The organism is Mycolicibacterium monacense (assembly GCF_010731575.1).
Classification (GTDB): Bacteria; Actinomycetota; Actinomycetes; order Mycobacteriales; family Mycobacteriaceae; genus Mycobacterium; species Mycobacterium monacense.
Genome location: NZ_AP022617.1, coordinates 4,653,919 through 4,668,454 on the forward strand (window position 1 = coordinate 4,653,919; position 14,536 = coordinate 4,668,454).

Annotated in this window: 10 protein-coding genes; 7 read left to right on the top strand and 3 right to left on the bottom strand. The window is 71.5% G+C overall.

What is annotated here, in order from left to right:
• Nucleotides 1-5 precede the first annotated feature (5 nt).
• Complete coding sequence (locus G6N49_RS22235; protein ID WP_165607519.1) at nt 6-1,199, bottom strand: glycoside hydrolase family 3 N-terminal domain-containing protein; 1,194 nt, start codon at nt 1,197-1,199, stop codon at nt 6-8.
• 72 nt (nt 1,200-1,271) lie between these two features.
• Between G6N49_RS22235 and G6N49_RS22240 the strand changes: the two genes are divergently transcribed.
• The 3 genes from G6N49_RS22240 (at nt 1,272) to G6N49_RS22250 (ending at nt 6,232) form a co-directional block, all read left to right on the top strand.
• Nucleotides 1,272-1,787 carry a universal stress protein gene (locus G6N49_RS22240; protein ID WP_011854292.1) on the top strand — a complete coding sequence of 172 codons (516 nt, stop codon included), beginning with the start codon at nt 1,272-1,274 and terminating at the stop codon, nt 1,785-1,787.
• 25 nt (nt 1,788-1,812) lie between these two features.
• Nucleotides 1,813-1,986: a DUF2613 domain-containing protein gene (locus tag G6N49_RS22245; RefSeq protein WP_011557654.1), complete on the top strand. Its 174-nt coding sequence runs from the start codon at nt 1,813-1,815 to the stop codon at nt 1,984-1,986.
• A 76-nt stretch (nt 1,987-2,062) separates the two neighbouring features.
• Nucleotides 2,063-6,232 (top strand): alpha-(1->3)-arabinofuranosyltransferase, encoded by a 4,170-nt coding sequence (locus tag G6N49_RS22250; RefSeq protein WP_179967780.1) that lies wholly within the window; start codon nt 2,063-2,065, stop codon nt 6,230-6,232.
• On the opposite strand, the gene G6N49_RS22255 is transcribed toward G6N49_RS22250, so the two are convergent.
• Nucleotides 6,207-7,808: an MFS transporter gene (locus G6N49_RS22255; protein ID WP_011854290.1), complete on the bottom strand. Its 1,602-nt coding sequence runs from the start codon at nt 7,806-7,808 to the stop codon at nt 6,207-6,209. The two genes, G6N49_RS22250 and G6N49_RS22255, sit on opposite strands and share 26 nt — an antisense overlap.
• Before the next feature lie 96 nt (nt 7,809-7,904).
• On the opposite strand from G6N49_RS22255, the gene G6N49_RS22260 reads away from it, so the two are divergent.
• Nucleotides 7,905-8,882: a phosphotriesterase family protein gene (locus G6N49_RS22260; protein ID WP_083044533.1), complete on the top strand. Its 978-nt coding sequence runs from the start codon at nt 7,905-7,907 to the stop codon at nt 8,880-8,882.
• A gap of 1 nt (nt 8,883) precedes the next feature.
• Nucleotides 8,884-10,359, top strand: a complete 1,476-nt coding sequence (locus G6N49_RS22265) for an AMP-binding protein (protein ID WP_011854288.1) — start codon at nt 8,884-8,886, stop codon at nt 10,357-10,359.
• On the opposite strand, the gene G6N49_RS22270 is transcribed toward G6N49_RS22265, so the two are convergent.
• The gene (locus G6N49_RS22270; protein ID WP_011854287.1) at nt 10,328-11,506 is read right to left on the bottom strand and encodes an acyltransferase family protein; all 1,179 of its coding nucleotides are present in this window, start codon (nt 11,504-11,506) and stop codon (nt 10,328-10,330) included. The two genes, G6N49_RS22265 and G6N49_RS22270, sit on opposite strands and share 32 nt — an antisense overlap.
• 127 nt (nt 11,507-11,633) lie before the next feature.
• Between G6N49_RS22270 and G6N49_RS22275 the strand changes: the two genes are divergently transcribed.
• Nucleotides 11,634-12,836 carry a cell envelope lipid trafficking protein PgfA gene (locus G6N49_RS22275; RefSeq protein WP_011854286.1) on the top strand — a complete coding sequence of 401 codons (1,203 nt, stop codon included), beginning with the start codon at nt 11,634-11,636 and terminating at the stop codon, nt 12,834-12,836.
• A 47-nt stretch (nt 12,837-12,883) separates the two neighbouring features.
• Nucleotides 12,884-14,479 (top strand): MmpA family trehalose lipid delivery protein, encoded by a 1,596-nt coding sequence (locus G6N49_RS22280; protein ID WP_011854285.1) that lies wholly within the window; start codon nt 12,884-12,886, stop codon nt 14,477-14,479.
• The last annotated feature ends 57 nt before the right edge of the window (nt 14,480-14,536 follow it).

The window sequence follows — 14,536 nt, forward strand, 5'->3', positions numbered from 1 at the left end:
TTCGGTCAGCCGCCGCAGCGCGGGTTCGGGCCCTTCATCGCCGCCACCCGCAGCACCGACTGGTCGACGCGCGGCATCGTCAGCTCACCGGAGCCCACCGCCTGTTCGAGCCGGTCGAGCACCGCGGGCACCTCGGCCGTCGTCACCCACAACGCGGTGTCGGCGCCGGCCTGCAGGGCGCGCAGCGCCGCATCGGCCACCCCGTACCGATCGGTGATCGCCCGCATGCTCGAGATGTCGTCGGTGAAGACCGGACCGTTGAACCCCGGCCCGCCGTAGCCGCCCGACCGCAGCAGCTGGTAGGCCGCCGGGCTCAGGCTCGCCGGATCGCTTCCGGTCAGTCCCGGCACCTGCATGTGGCCGACCATCACCCCGACCGGCGCCTGCGCGGTCAGCGTGCGGTACGGCACGAGGTCGGAGTTCTGCAGCTCGGACAGCGGCGGGGTGACAACGCCCTCGGTGTGCGAGTCGCCGGAGGCGTTGCCGTGGCCCGGGAAGTGTTTGAGCACCGGCAGCACCCCGGCGTCGCGCAGCCCGCGGGCGTACGCCCCGGCGTATTCGGTGACCGTCGCCGGGTCGTCGCCGAAGGACCGGTCACCGATGGCGGCACTGGCCCCGGTGACGTCGACGACCGGCGCGAAGTCGATCGTGACGCCGAGACCGCGCATCGCCCGGCCCCGTTCGAGCGCGATGCCGTAGACCTGGTCGGGGGTCGAACTCTGGGCCAGCGCCCGCGCCGACGGTTGGCTGCCGATCAGTGAAGCCAGCCGGGAGACCCGGCCGCCCTCCTCGTCGACGCTGACCGCCAGCGGCAGCGGGCCCGCGGAGGCGGCGATCTCGGCCAGCGGGGCGCCCATCATCGACAGGTCGGTCCAACTGCCGATCATGATGCCGCCGATGCGGTGGTTGTCGACCACCGCGCGGGCGTCGGCGGCGCCGGTGACGCCGACCATCAGCAGCTGGGCCAGCTTGTCGCGGGTCGTCATCTCCGAGAGCAGCGCGGCGCCCTGACCGCATGCCGCGGCGCCGGGCGCCAGCGGCACCGGGGCCTTCAGCGGAACGGCGGGGGCGGCGGAGACGGGGGCGGCGGTGATCGCCGGATCGGCCGGTGCGGCCGCGGGTTCCTGCTTCGGCGACGAGCACGCGAGCAGCATTCCCGACGTCGCGACCAGTGCACACAGTCCTCGGGTCCAAGCCATGGGCTCTGACACTAACGGCTCCGGCGACGCGGGTCGATGCCATAGGGTCGAAGGGGACCACGAGGAGGTGCGATGACCGCCCACGCCGACGTCTCGGCCCGGGAGTCAGTCTCAGAGGTCCACCGGCAGGTCGGCCAGGAGATCATGGTGATCGCCTACGACGGCACCGCCAACGCCCGTCGTGCGGTGCACTATGCGGGACGGTTCCTGTCCGCGAACCGCGCGGTGGTGCTCACGGTGTGGTCGCCCACGCTGCGCGGATCGGAGCCACCCGCGGTGGATCTCGACGGTCCGCCGGATCCGGCGCCCGACGACGAGGACATCGCCTACGCCGACGCCCAGCGCACCAACGCCGAGGGAATCGAGTTGGCCCGGGCCGCCGGCCTGTCCGCCGAGGCGATGTGCGTGGCCGCGACCAGCACCGTGTGGAACACCATCATCGAGACCGCGGACACGTTGGACGCGGATCTGATCGTCACCGGAACCCGCGGCACCACCGGGCTGCGCTCTTTGCTGCAGTCCAGCGTCGCCGACCGGGTGCTGCGTCACGGGCACCGGCCGGTGCTCATCGTGCCGCCGGGCCGCTGACCGGCCGCATGCTAGTTTTGGCGCCATGGATCGGTTCATCGTCCCCGCCGCGGCCAGCATCGTCGTGGGCCTGCTGCTCGGGGCGGCGGCCGTGTTCGGGGTGACGTTGATGGTGCAGGAGGACAGCAAGCCTCCCCTGCAGGCGGGCGATCCGGCGTCATCGGTGCTCAACAGGGTCGAGTACGGCGACAGAAGTTAGTTCCCGGGTCGCGGCCGACGCACCCGAACCCGCGCACACTGCCGCCCACGCCACTCAGCCGCTGTCGCGGCGTTGGATGTGGGTGGCCGCCGTGGCGGCGCTCGTCCTGACTTTCGCCCAGTCGCCCGGACAGATCTCCCCCGACACCAAACTCGACCTCACCGCGAATCCGCTGCGGTTCCTCGCGCGCGCCGCGAACCTGTGGAACAGCGAGCTGCCGTTCGGCCAGGCCCAGAACCAGGCGTACGGCTACCTGTTCCCGCACGGCACCTTCTTCCTCGCCGGTGACCTCCTGGGGCTGCCCGGGTGGGTGACGCAACGCCTGTGGTGGGCGCTGCTGCTGACGGTCGGATTCTGGGGTGTGGTGCGGGTCGCCGAGGCCCTCGGGCTCGGCAGTCCGACGTCGCGGGTGATCGGCGCCGTCGCCTATGCGCTGTCACCTCGGGTGCTGACCACACTGGGCGCGCTGTCGTCGGAGACGCTGCCGATGATGCTGGCGCCGTGGGTGCTGCTGCCGGTCATCCTCGCGCTGCGGGGTGAGGGTTCGGTGCGGCGTCTGGCCGCCCGCTCGGCCGGGGCGATCGCGCTGATGGGCGCGGTGAACGCGGTGGCCACGCTCACCGGCTGCCTGGCCGCGGTGCTGTGGTGGGCGTGTCACCGGCCCAACCGCCTGTGGTGGCGGTTCACCGCGTGGTGGTTCGGCTGTGCGGCGCTGGCGGTGCTGTGGTGGGTGGTCCCGCTGTTGCTGCTCGGCCGGATCAGCCCGCCGTTCCTCGACTTCATCGAATCCTCCGGCGTCACCACGCAGTGGATGTCGCTGACGGAGATGCTGCGCGGCACCGGCAGCTGGACACCGTTCGTGGCGCCCACCGCGACGGCCGGTTCGACGTTGGTCACCGGAAGCCTCGCGGTGCTGGCGACCACGCTGGTGGCCGCGGCGGGGATGGCCGGTCTGGCGCTGCGTTCGATGCCGGCCCGGGGTCGGCTGATCACGATGCTGCTGGTCGGGGTCGCGTTGCTCGCGGCGGGGTACGCCGGCGGGCTCGGCTCACCCTTCGCGGACGCGGTACAGGCCTTCCTCGACGGCGACGGCACCCCGCTGCGAAACCTGCAGAAACTCGACCCGGTGCTGCGGCTCCCGCTGGCGTTGGGCGTCATCCACCTGTTGGCCCGCATCCCGCTGCCGGGCAGCGCGCCGCGACCCGTGTGGCTGCACGCGTTCGCCCATCCCGAGAAGGACCGGCGCGTGGCGGTCGGCATCGTCGTCCTCGCCGCGCTCACCGCGGCCACCTCACTGGCCTGGACGGGCCGGCTCACACCACCGGGCGCGTTCACCGCCATCCCCGGCTACTGGCACGAGACGGCGGCGTGGCTCGACGCCCACAACACCGGTGACCCCACCGCCGGGCGGGTGCTGGTGGCGCCCGGTGCGCCGTTCGCCACCCAAGTGTGGGGCAGCAGCCATGACGAGCCGCTTCAGGTGCTCGGTGAGAGCCCCTGGGGTGTGCGCGATTCGATTCCGCTGACCCCGCCGGAGACGATCCGCGCCCTCGACTCGGTGCAACGCCTCTTCGCCGCGGGCCGGCCCTCCGCCGGGCTCGCGGACACCCTTGCCCGCCAAGGAATTTCGTACGTCGTGGTGCGCAACGACCTGGATCCCGAATCGTCCCGATCGGCGCGGCCGGTGCTGGTGCACCGCGCCATCGACGGCTCGCCCGGCCTGACCCGCGTCGCTCAGTTCGGCGATCCGGTCGGTCCGGGCACCCTCGAGGGTTTCGTCTCCGACAGCGGACTGCGGCCCCGCTACCCGGCGGTGGAGATCTATCGCGTTGACGCACAACACAATCCGTCGACTCCGTATCTGGTCGACGCCGAGGCGATGGCACGGGTCGACGGCGCACCGGAGGCGTTGCTGCGCCTCGACGAACGCCGCCGCCTGCTCGACCGGCCGCCGCTGGGCCCGATGCTGCTCACCGCGGATGCCGAACGTGCGGGCCTGCCCGCGCCGTTGGTGACCGTCACCGACACCCCGACGGCACGCGAGACCGACTACGGCCGCGTCGACGACCATTCGTCGGCGATCCGCACCCCCGACGACCCGCGCAACACCTTCAACCGGGTGCCCGACTACCCGTCGGCGGGCGCCGACGTCGTCTACGGCCGGTGGACCGGCGGACGGTTGTCGGTGTCCAGTTCGGCGGCCGATTCGACCGCGCTGCCCCACGTCGCACCCGCGACCGGCCCGACGGCGGCCATCGACGCCGACACCTCGACCAGCTGGGTGTCCAACGCGCTGCAGGCCGCCCTCGGTCAGTGGCTGCAGGTCGACTTCGACAAGCCCGTCACCAACGCCACCATCACCGTCACCCCCAGCGCCACCGCCGTCGGCGCGCAGGTCCGCCGGATGGAGGTGGCGACCGTCAACGGCACCAGCACCCTGCGCTTCGAGGAGGCCGGCAAACCGCTGACCGTCGCGCTGCCCTACGGCGAGACCCCGTGGGTGCGGATCACCGCGACCGGCACCGACGACGGTTCGGCCGGTGTGCAGTTCGGCATCACCGACCTGTCCGTCACCCAGTACGACGCCAACGGTTTCGCCACCCCGATCCAACTGCGGCACACCGTGGAGGTGCCCGGCCCACCCGCCGGCTCGGCCGTCGGACTGTGGGATCTGGGCTCCGAACTGCTGGGCCGGCAGGGTTGCGTCGACAGTCCGGACGGCGTCAAATGCGCGGCGGCCATGGCCCTGTCGCCCGAGGAGCCGGTGAACCTGAGCCGGACCCTGGCCGTACCCGCGCCGACGTCGGTGCAGCCGACGGTGTGGGTGCGCGCGCGGCAGGGCCCGCGGCTGGCCGAGTTGATCCGCCAGCCCGACACCACCGTGGTCGCCGGGGACGCCGACGCCCTCGACGTGCTCGGATCGTCCTACGCCGCGGGCGACGGCGATCCGCGGACCGCGTGGACCGCACCCCAGCGCGTCGTCCAGCACCGCACCCCGCCGACCCTGACGTTGAGGCTGCCTGCCCCGACGGAGGTCGCCGCACTGCGCATCACGCCCAGCAAGACCGAGCCGCCCGCCCATCCGCGAATGGTGGCCGTCGACCTCGGCAACGGACCGCAGGCGCGTCGGCTCTCCGGCGACGGCGACACGGAGACGATCCGACTGACACCCCACCGCACCGACACGATCGCGGTCTCGCTGCTCGACTGGAACGACATCATCGACCGCACCTCGCTCGGGTTCGACCAGCTCAAACCGCCCGGCCTGGCCGAGGTGACCGCGCTGGACCGGCGCGGCGACCCGATCGGCGCCGCCGACGCCGGCGAGAACCGCGGCCGGACCGTCGACGTGCCGTGCGGTGCGGGTCCGATCATCGGTGTCGCCGGACAGTTCGTGCCGACCAGGGTCACCGCCACCGTCGGTGCGCTGCTGGACGGGGAACCGGTGCTCGCGCGACCCTGCCGCACCGAGCCGATCGCGCTACCCGCCGGACAGCAGGAACTCCTCGTCAGCCCGGGCGCCACGTTCGTGATCGACGGCGTCCAGTTGGCTGCGCCGGCGGCTCGCGACATCACGCCCGCGCCCACGACGCCCGCCGACACCGGCGCGTGGGGTCCGGACCGCCGCGAGGTGCGGGTCGTTCCCGGCCAACGCGACCGCGTGCTGGTGGTCCCGGAGAGCGTGAACCCGGGCTGGCAGGCGCGCGGCCCCGGCGGCGACCTGCTGACCCCCGTCGTCGTCAACGGCTGGCAACAGGGCTGGGTGGTGCCCGCGGACACCGAGGGCGCCGTCACGCTGTCCTTCCGCTCGAACACGCTCTACCGCGCCGGGCTGATCGGCGGTCTGGCGTTGCTTCCGCTGCTCGCGCTGCTGGTCTGGCTGCCCGCGCGGCGCCGCCGGGACGACGAACCCGCGCACCCATGGCGGGTGCCCGCGGTGGCGGCCGCGGGAGGCGTTTTGGCGGTCGGGGCAGTGATCTCCGGGTGGGCCGGGGTGGTCGTCGTCGGCGGTGTCCTCGGGGTGCGCTACCTGCTGCGCAACCGGGAACGGCTGCTCGACCGGTTCACGCTCGGCGTGACGGCGGGCGGGCTGACCCTCGCCGGCGCCGTGCTCTCGCAGCATCCCTGGCGCTCAGTGGACGGCTACGTCGGTTTCGAACCGGGAGTGCAGTTGCTGGCGCTGGTGTCGGTGGCGGCGCTGGCCGCCTCGGCGGTGCCGGTCAACGCCCGTTCCGCACCGCGATGAAATGCCGCAGCGTCGACTCGCCGTGGACGTAGCCCTCGATCTCACGCTCGAGGGCCAGATCGAGGGCGGTCTGGCGCACCAGATGCTGGCGCAGATGTTCGTCCCATGACCGGACGAGGAAGAGTTCCACGAAGGTGTCGGCGGACTCGCCGCTGCGGAAGATCCCCCACTCCATCGCGCCGGTCCGCTGCCGAGACCGCCGGACCCGCTGCATGAGCGCCAGGAAACCCGCCTCGTCCTCCGGCGCCACGACGTAGGACTGCAGCACCACCACCGGTCCGTCCTGCGGATCGGGCTCGAACACCAGCGCCGGCTCACCCCAGTGCGCCGACGGCGTCACGTCGAGCGTGCCGGTGGCCGGGTGCAGCGGCCACCATGCGACCGACACCCCGCACACGATCAGCAGGGCAGCGCTGATCAGCAACGCCGTCACCCCGCTCGTCGCGCCCGCGACCACACCCCAGACCAACGAGCCGATCGCCTGACTTCCGGTGAAGACCAACTGGTAGACCGACAGTCCGCGCGCCCGCACCCAGGCGGGCAGGCTCAGCTGCATCGAGGCGTTGAGGGTCGACATCGTGAGCAGCCACGCCACCCCGCCCACCACCAGCGCGGCGAGCACCGCGGCCAGCACGTGCACCGTCGCGAGTACCACGGTGGCACCGGCGAAACCGACCGCACCCATCACCATCAGCTGGTTCTGGCCGAAGCGGGCATGCAGCCGCGACAACACCACCGCACCCAGCACCGCCCCGACACCCAGCGCGCCGAGCAGCAGCCCGTACCCCGACGACGACAGGTTCAGCTGGTTGGCGGCGATCACCGCGAGCAGACCCCACAGCGCGCTGGCGGGTGCGGTGAACAGCACGGTCCGCAACAGGATCCGCCGGATCACCGGTGAGCTGCGGATGTACCGCCGGCCCGCACTCAGCGCGGATATCGGCCGCTCGAGAGGCATCGTCGCCTCCTCCACGGGCCGCCGCCACCAGAGCAGCACCATGACGATGCCGATGAACGAGAACGCATTGAGCGCGAACACCGTGGTGGGCCCCGACAGCGACACCAGGACGCCGGCGACCGCCGGGCCGATCGCCCGGGCGCCGTTCACGCTCATGCTGGCCAACGCCGCCGCGGCCGGAATCTGTTCGCGCGGGACGAGTTCCGGTTGAATGGCCTGCCACGCCGGCGTCGTCAGGGCCTGCCCACACCCGATCAGGAAGAGCAGAAGCAGCAGCACGGTGGGTGTCGCGAGGCCGAAGCCGGTCAACATCGCCAGCGCCGCCACCCCCGACGCCATCGCGGCCTGGGTGGCGATCAGCAGCCGGCGCCGGTCGATCAGATCGGCGAGCACACCCGACGGCAACGCCAGCAGCATGATCGGCAGCGTCGTCGCGGTCTGCACCAGCGGCACGAGTACCGCGGCACCGGGGTCGCCGACCAGCATCCACTGTGCACCCACCGTCTGCATCCACGTGCCGAGGTTCGAGACGAACTGCGCGATCCACAGCGCGCGGTAGACAGGAGAGGAGAACGGCGCCCACGAGGACACCACGGGTCGTGTTTGCGGTGTGGCCATGCGGCTTCCTCCTCGGGTCCGCTAGCGGGTACCCACTGCGGCGCCGATCCCCGCAAACCACGCCCCCGCAGCACACCGCCCCCTAGCATCGGGCCTGTGCCACAGTTGAATACCGCGGCGGGAACCATCGACACCGCCGGCCTCGGCGTCACGCTCATGCATGAGCATGTGTTCATCATGACCACGGAGATCCTGCTCAACTACCCGGACGCGTGGGGTGACGAGGCCAAGCGCGAGGCCGACGCGATCGCCCGGCTCGACGAGCTGAAGGCACGCGGGGTCGACACCATCGTCGACCTGACCGTGGTCGGACTGGGCCGCTACATCCCGCGCATCGCGCGTATCGCCGCGGCCACCGACCTCAACATCGTCGTGGCCACCGGGCTGTACACCTACAACGACGTCCCGTTCTTCTTCCACTTCACCGGCCCCGGCACCGCGCTGGGCGGGCCGGAGGTGATGGTCGACATGTTCGTGCGCGACATCGAGCACGGTATCGCCGACACCGGGGTCAAGGCCGCGATCCTCAAGTGCGCCACCGACGAACCCGGGCTCACCCCCGGTGTGGAGCGGGTGCTGCGCGCGGTCGCGCAGGCGCACCGCCGGACCGGCGTGCCGATCTCGACCCACACCCATGCCGCCACCCGGCGGGGGCTGGACCAGCAGCGCATCTTCGCCGAGGAGGGCGTCGACCTGTCGCGGGTGGTGATCGGGCACTCCGGCGACACCACCGACCTGGACTACCTCGAAGCGCTGATGGCGGCAGGCTCCTACATCGGCATGGACCGCTTCGGGGTCGATGCGTTCCTCGGGTTCGCGGACCGGGTGGCGACCGTGGCGGCACTGTGCCAACGCGGCCACGCCGGTCAGATGGTCCTGTCCCACGACGCCTCGTGCTACTTCGACGCACTGCCGGAGGAGACCGTCGCGCAGACGATGCCGAACTGGCACTATCTGCACATCCACAACGACGTGCTGCCCGCGCTGCGCGCCCGTGGCGTCACCGACGAACAGCTCACCACGATGCTCGTCGACAATCCCCGACGGATCTTCGAGCATTCGGGCGGGTACTGAGATGGTCGACGGCGTACCCCCGATCGGGACGCAGTTCTCGGCCCTGGCCGCCCGAAATCCCGACGCACCGGCGCTGACGTGCGCCGGGCGCACCGTCACCCGCGGTGAACTCGACGCGACGACCAACCGGCTGGCCCGCGCGTACGCCGAACTCGGTGTGCGCCAAGGTGATTACGTCACCATACTGCTGCCCAACTCGATCGCCTGGGTGGAGGCGGTGCTGGCGACGTGGAAACTGGGCGCGGTGCCGCAGCCGCTGTCTGCCCGGCTCCCGGATGCCGAACTGTCCGCACTGCTGGCGCTGCGCCCACCCGCCCTGCTCGTCGGGCGTGTCGACCCCAACGACGTATCTCCCTCTGTCCCGGCGGATTTCACGCCGGACCCGGCGTTGCCGGCCGACCCGCTTCCGGAGGCCGTCTCACCGGCGTGGAAATCGATGGCCTCCGGCGGCAGCACCGGCAGACCGAAGCTCATCGAGGCCGGCGGTGACAGCCGGGTGCCGTCGGCGATCGGTCTGCCCCTGGGCGCCGAGGACGGTGACGTCAACATGGTGTCGGTGCCGCTGAGCCACAACACGGGGTTCACCACGTTCGCGATCGGGCTGCTGATGGGCCATCACCTGGTGCTGATGCCGCGGTTCGAACCACACGAGTTCCTGCGCCTGGTGAGCGAACACCGGGTGACCTTCCTGACCACCGTGCCGACGATCATGCAGCGACTGCTGCCCGTGTACCGGGCCGACCCCGATGCCTACGACCTGTCGTCGATCCGGCGGTTCTGGCATGTCGGCGCGCCCTGCCCGCCCGCGGTCAAGGAGGCGTGGATCGGGCTGCTGGGACCGCAGGCGCTCTGGGAACTGTACGGCGGCACCGAGTTACAGGCGCTGACGTTCATCTCCGGCGACCAGTGGCTGACCCATCGCGGGTCGGTCGGCACGGTGGTGGCCGGGGAGATGACAGTGCTCGACGACGACGGCAACACCTGCCCGCCCGGCGTCGTCGGCGAGATCTACATGCGCCGCTCCCCGGGCGCCGCCCCCACCTACCGCTACATCGGCAGCACCGCCAAGAGCCGCGACGGGTGGGATTCACTCGGCGATCTGGGCTACTTCGACGAGGACGGCTTCCTCTACCTCAACGACAGGCGCGTCGACATGTTCACCGTCGGCGGCCGCAACGTCTATCCGGCCGAGATCGAGTCGGCGCTCTCGGCGCATCCGGACGTCCTGTCGTGCCTCGTCGTCGGCGTCCCGGACGACGACCTCGGTCAAGTGCCCCACGCACTCGTGCAGCGGGCACCCGGATCGGCGCTCGACGAGGCGGCGGTGACGGCGTTCGTGGCCGAGCGCCTGGCCGGCTACAAGGTGCCGCGCACCGTCGAGTTCAGCGAGCATCCGCTGCGCGACGACGCGGGTAAGGCCCGTCGCTCCGCCGTCCGCGCCGAGGTCATCGCGAGATCGGCTCGGGCACGTCGCTGACCGAACTGTCCAGCGGCGGCGCCCTGTGCGTCGGCGTGGCCCGTCGGAACTCCCAGCGCCGCAGCGCCTCCCGGGCCGGGCTCTCCACGAGCGCGTAGCTCACCGCAGCGAGCGCGAAGCCGAACAGCAGGGTCAGCGCCAGCACCGACGGCATGTGCCCGTTGAACGCGAACTCCCCCACCATCGGGAACACCATCGCCAGCGCCGCGAGGTGCCAGATGAACAGCCCGTAGGACCAGCGCCCCAGCGTCACCATCACCCGGCTGCCCAGGATCCGGTGCGGGGTGTCCGGCCGGTCGAGCACCAGCGGCGCCAGCAGCGCCCCGGCCACCACCGCGCCCATCGCCGTCTTGAGGATGACCTGGCCGATGGTGCCCGGCTGCAGGCCCTCACGGCCGGCCAGCGGTGAGGCGGCGACCGAGAAGGCCGCCACCACGATCGCGGCCATCAGGATGCGTCGGCGCGCCAGCCGGTGGGCCCACCCGACCTGCGTGACGGTCAGTTCTGCCAGCACCATGCCCGCGGCGAACCAGGAGAAGAAGGCCGGCGGCCAGTTCCAGAGGTTGTGGCCGGAGTCGGGGTCCGACGGGATGTAGACCCAGAACAGGCTCGCCACCGCGGCGCCGACGATGACCGGGATCCGAGCCCGGACCGGCACCCGTCGCACCAACAGCGCCAGCAGCGGCAACACGAGATAGAAACTGACCTCGACCGACAGGCTCCACATCTGGGTCAGCCCCGCGGTCAGGGTGAGCGGGACGTAGATCTGGGTGAGGCTCAGGTTGGCCAGCCACACCGTGAGGTCCGGTTTGGTGTCCGGGAACAGCGACAGGATGATCACGACCGCGACCAGATAACCAGGCATGATGCGGACGATGCGTGAGCGGAGGTAGTGGGCGGTCGGCGGGGCGGTTCGCAGTCCCCGCGCCGCGGCGGCGTGCCCGCGCCACAGCAGGAACCCCGAGAGCGCGAAGAACACCGCGACCGCCAGGTCGAACCGTCCGAAGAACCGGCCGTCGGCACCGCTGGTGTGCCCGGTCTGGAAGGCCACGTGGGTGACGACGACGCCGATGGCCGCGCAGGCGCGCATGCCCTCGACGGCGGGCAGGAACGACCGCGTCCCGCCGATCTCCGCGCTGCTCGTCACGGCGACCAGTGTGCCAGCGCGACAGGGCTGAGCCGGGCGCGGTGGAGGTCTCGTAGTAAGTTCCCGCCTTAATGTCTGCTGTTAGGGTCAAACGGGTTTTGCCGTCCCGAGCCGAAGGAGGCACGGTTTGAACCGCGCAGTGGCGCTGCGGATCGCGGCGTGCGGACTCATGGGGCTCGGTGCTGCCCTGCTGATCGCCGCGCTGTTGCTGTCCACCTATACCAAGGGCAAGATCTCGAAGGTTCCGCTGGACATCGACACGACGTTGATCAGCGACGGAACGGGTACCGCCTTCGATCCGGCGTCGCTGCTGGGCGAACGATTCGTCGTCGACCGGGACATCCCGATGGCCTTCCAGCAGCAGATCACCGTGGAATCACCGTCGAACGCCGACGTGGTGACCCTGCAGGTCGGCAGCACGCTGCGCCGCACCGACAAGCAGCAGGACAACGGTCTGCTGCTGGCGATGGTCGACACCGTGACCATGGACCGGTCCTCGGCGATGGCGGTGACCAGTGAGAGCAATCCGGGTGGCGCGGTGCAGAAGCCGCGGGCCATCGAGGACGATCAGCCGCCGACCAACATCGCGCTGCCGCACGACGGGTTGACCTACCGGTTCCCGTTCGACACGGAGAAGAAGACCTACCCGCTGTTCGACCCGATCGCCCAGAAGGCCTACGACGCCAACTACGACGGCGAAGAAGACGTCAACGGGTTGACCACCTACAAGTTCACCCAGAACGTCGGCTACGACGCCGAGGGCAAGCTGGTCGAACCGGTGAAGTACGCCTCACTGTACGAAGACGACGCCGACGCTCAGGTCACCGCCCGCGCCGCGCTCTGGGGAGTCGAGGGCGATCCCGAAGAGCCGATCACGATGAGCCGGTTCTACGCCGCCGAGCGCACCCTGTGGGTCGATCCGGTGTCGGGCACCATCGTCAAATCCGACGAGCACGGCTACCACTACTACGCCCGGGACGCCTTGCGGCCCGAGGTGACCTTCGCCGACTACAAGGTCACGACGAACGAGGAGTCGGTGGAGTCGCAGGTGGCCAGCGCCCGCAGCGAACGCGACCGCGTCGCGCTCTGGGGCCGCATCCTGCCGATCACCTTCACGGCGGTCGGGCTGGTGTTGCTCGTGGGCGGTGCGCTGCTCGGCTCGTTCAGCCTGCGCGCGGAGTCGGCACTGATCGATCCGGGACTCGACGAGGCCGACCACGGGTTCTTCCAGCGCGACGACGCCGGCGAACCGGTGCCGGGCGCCGAGGCCAAGACCGAGAAGCTGCCGGCCCAGCGGCCGACCGATCTACCGCCCGACAGACCGGTCTGATCTCCCGCCACCTCCCGCCGGTCTACGCGCTGGCGCTGTCGCTGATCGTGACCGCGCCGCTGCTGCCGCCTGGTTACCTGCTGCTGCGCGATGCGGTGTCGACGCCGCGGTCCTACCTGACCGACGCGGCGCTGGGACTGTCGGAGGCGGCCCCCCGAGCACTGCCGCAGGACTTCGCCATCGCGCTGGCATCACACGTGCTCGACGGCGGCGTGGTGGTCAAGGTGCTGTTGGTGGCCGGGTTGTGGGCGGCCGGGTGGGGTGCCGCGCGCCTGGCGTCGACGGTGGTGCCCGACGCGGGCGTGGCAGGACAGTGTGTGGCGGTCACCGTCGCGGTGTGGAATCCCTACGTCGCCGAACGGCTGCTGCAGGGACATTGGAGCCTTCTGGTCGGGTACGGCTGCCTGCCCTGGGTGGCGGCCGCGGTGCTGCGGCTGCGCGACGGGTCCGGCCCGTGGTGGCCGCTGCCGTTCTGGATCGCCGTGGCCGGTTTGACGCCGACGGGTCTGCTGTTGGCGGCCGTGGTGGCGGTGGTCTCGGTGTGCGCGCCGGGTGCGGGCCGCCGTCGGATTGCCGTGCTGGGGGCGGCGCTCGGGGCGGCAGTGGTGAGCGCCTTGCCGTGGCTGGTCGCGGCCGCGGTGTCTGGGTCGCTGGCCGTGTCACCGGCCGCCGGCCTGCCGGCGTTCGCGGCGCGGGCCGAACCCGGGCTGGGGACGCTCGGCAGCCTCGCCGGGCTCGGCGGCATCTGGAACGCCGATGCGGTGCCGGGTTCGCGCACAACGCTGTTCGCGGTCGTCGCGACGGTCGTGCTGCTCGCGGTGGTGCTGGCGGGAGCGTGGGTGGTGCGGCATCGGCCCGCTGCCCGCCCCCTGCTGATCCTCGCCGCTGCGGCGGTGCTTTTTCCGGCGGTGATGGCCACGGGTCCGGGGTTGGCGGTGCTGGAGCACACCGTTCGGGCGCTGCCGGGGTTGGGCGTGTTGCGGGACGGGCAGAAGTGGGTGGCGCTGGCAGTTCCCGGTTACGCCGTCGCCGGTGCCGGTGCGGTGCTGGCGGTGCGGCGGGTGTCCCCGGCGGCACTGGGCGCGGTGTGCTGCGCCGCCTTGATCGCGGTGCTCCCGGATCTGGCGTTCGGGGTGGGTGGGCAGATGCGCGCGGTGCAGTACCCGCCCGGGTGGGCGGCTGCCGCGGCGGTGATCAACGCCGATCCCCGGCCGGTCGCGGTGCTGCCGCCGGACAGTATGCGGCAGTTCGCCTGGGCGGGTGAGGCGCCGGTGCTCGACCCGCTGCCGCGCTGGGTGCGTGCGGAGGTGTTGAGTACGGGTGATCTGGTGATCGGCGGGACGACGGTGCCCGGCGAGGGGGTGCGGGCGCGCGCGGTGCAGGACCTCGTCATGCGGGGTGCGCCGGTCTCGGAGTTGGCGGATGCCGGGGTGGGCTGGGTGGTCGTCGAATCCGGTTCCGCTGCACTCGATCTGCCGGTCGCCTACCGCGACGACGACTTGGCGGTGTACCGCGTCGGAGGGGATCGGCCGAGGTCGGCGGACCGCGGGTTGTTGATCGGGGCGCACGTCGCGTGGTTGGCGGTGCTCGTCGGGTCGTTGGTGGCGGGCGTGGTCGGCCTGCGACGCTGGCCGGTTGCGTAACGCTGTGGCGGTAATCCGGGCCGATTTCCGCCGTGACGTAACGCAAACGAGGCGACG

Excerpts from the sequence above, each read along its gene's own strand:
- G6N49_RS22235 (WP_165607519.1), bottom strand. The coding sequence starts at position 1,199 with ATGGCTTGGACCCGAGGACTGTGTGCACTGGTCGCGACGTCGGGAATG.
- G6N49_RS22240 (WP_011854292.1), top strand. The coding sequence starts at position 1,272 with ATGACCGCCCACGCCGACGTCTCGGCCCGGGAGTCAGTCTCAGAGGTC.
- G6N49_RS22245 (WP_011557654.1), top strand. The coding sequence starts at position 1,813 with ATGGATCGGTTCATCGTCCCCGCCGCGGCCAGCATCGTCGTGGGCCTG.
- G6N49_RS22250 (WP_179967780.1), top strand. The coding sequence starts at position 2,063 with ATGTGGGTGGCCGCCGTGGCGGCGCTCGTCCTGACTTTCGCCCAGTCG.
- G6N49_RS22255 (WP_011854290.1), bottom strand. The coding sequence starts at position 7,808 with ATGGCCACACCGCAAACACGACCCGTGGTGTCCTCGTGGGCGCCGTTC.
- G6N49_RS22265 (WP_011854288.1), top strand. The coding sequence starts at position 8,884 with ATGGTCGACGGCGTACCCCCGATCGGGACGCAGTTCTCGGCCCTGGCC.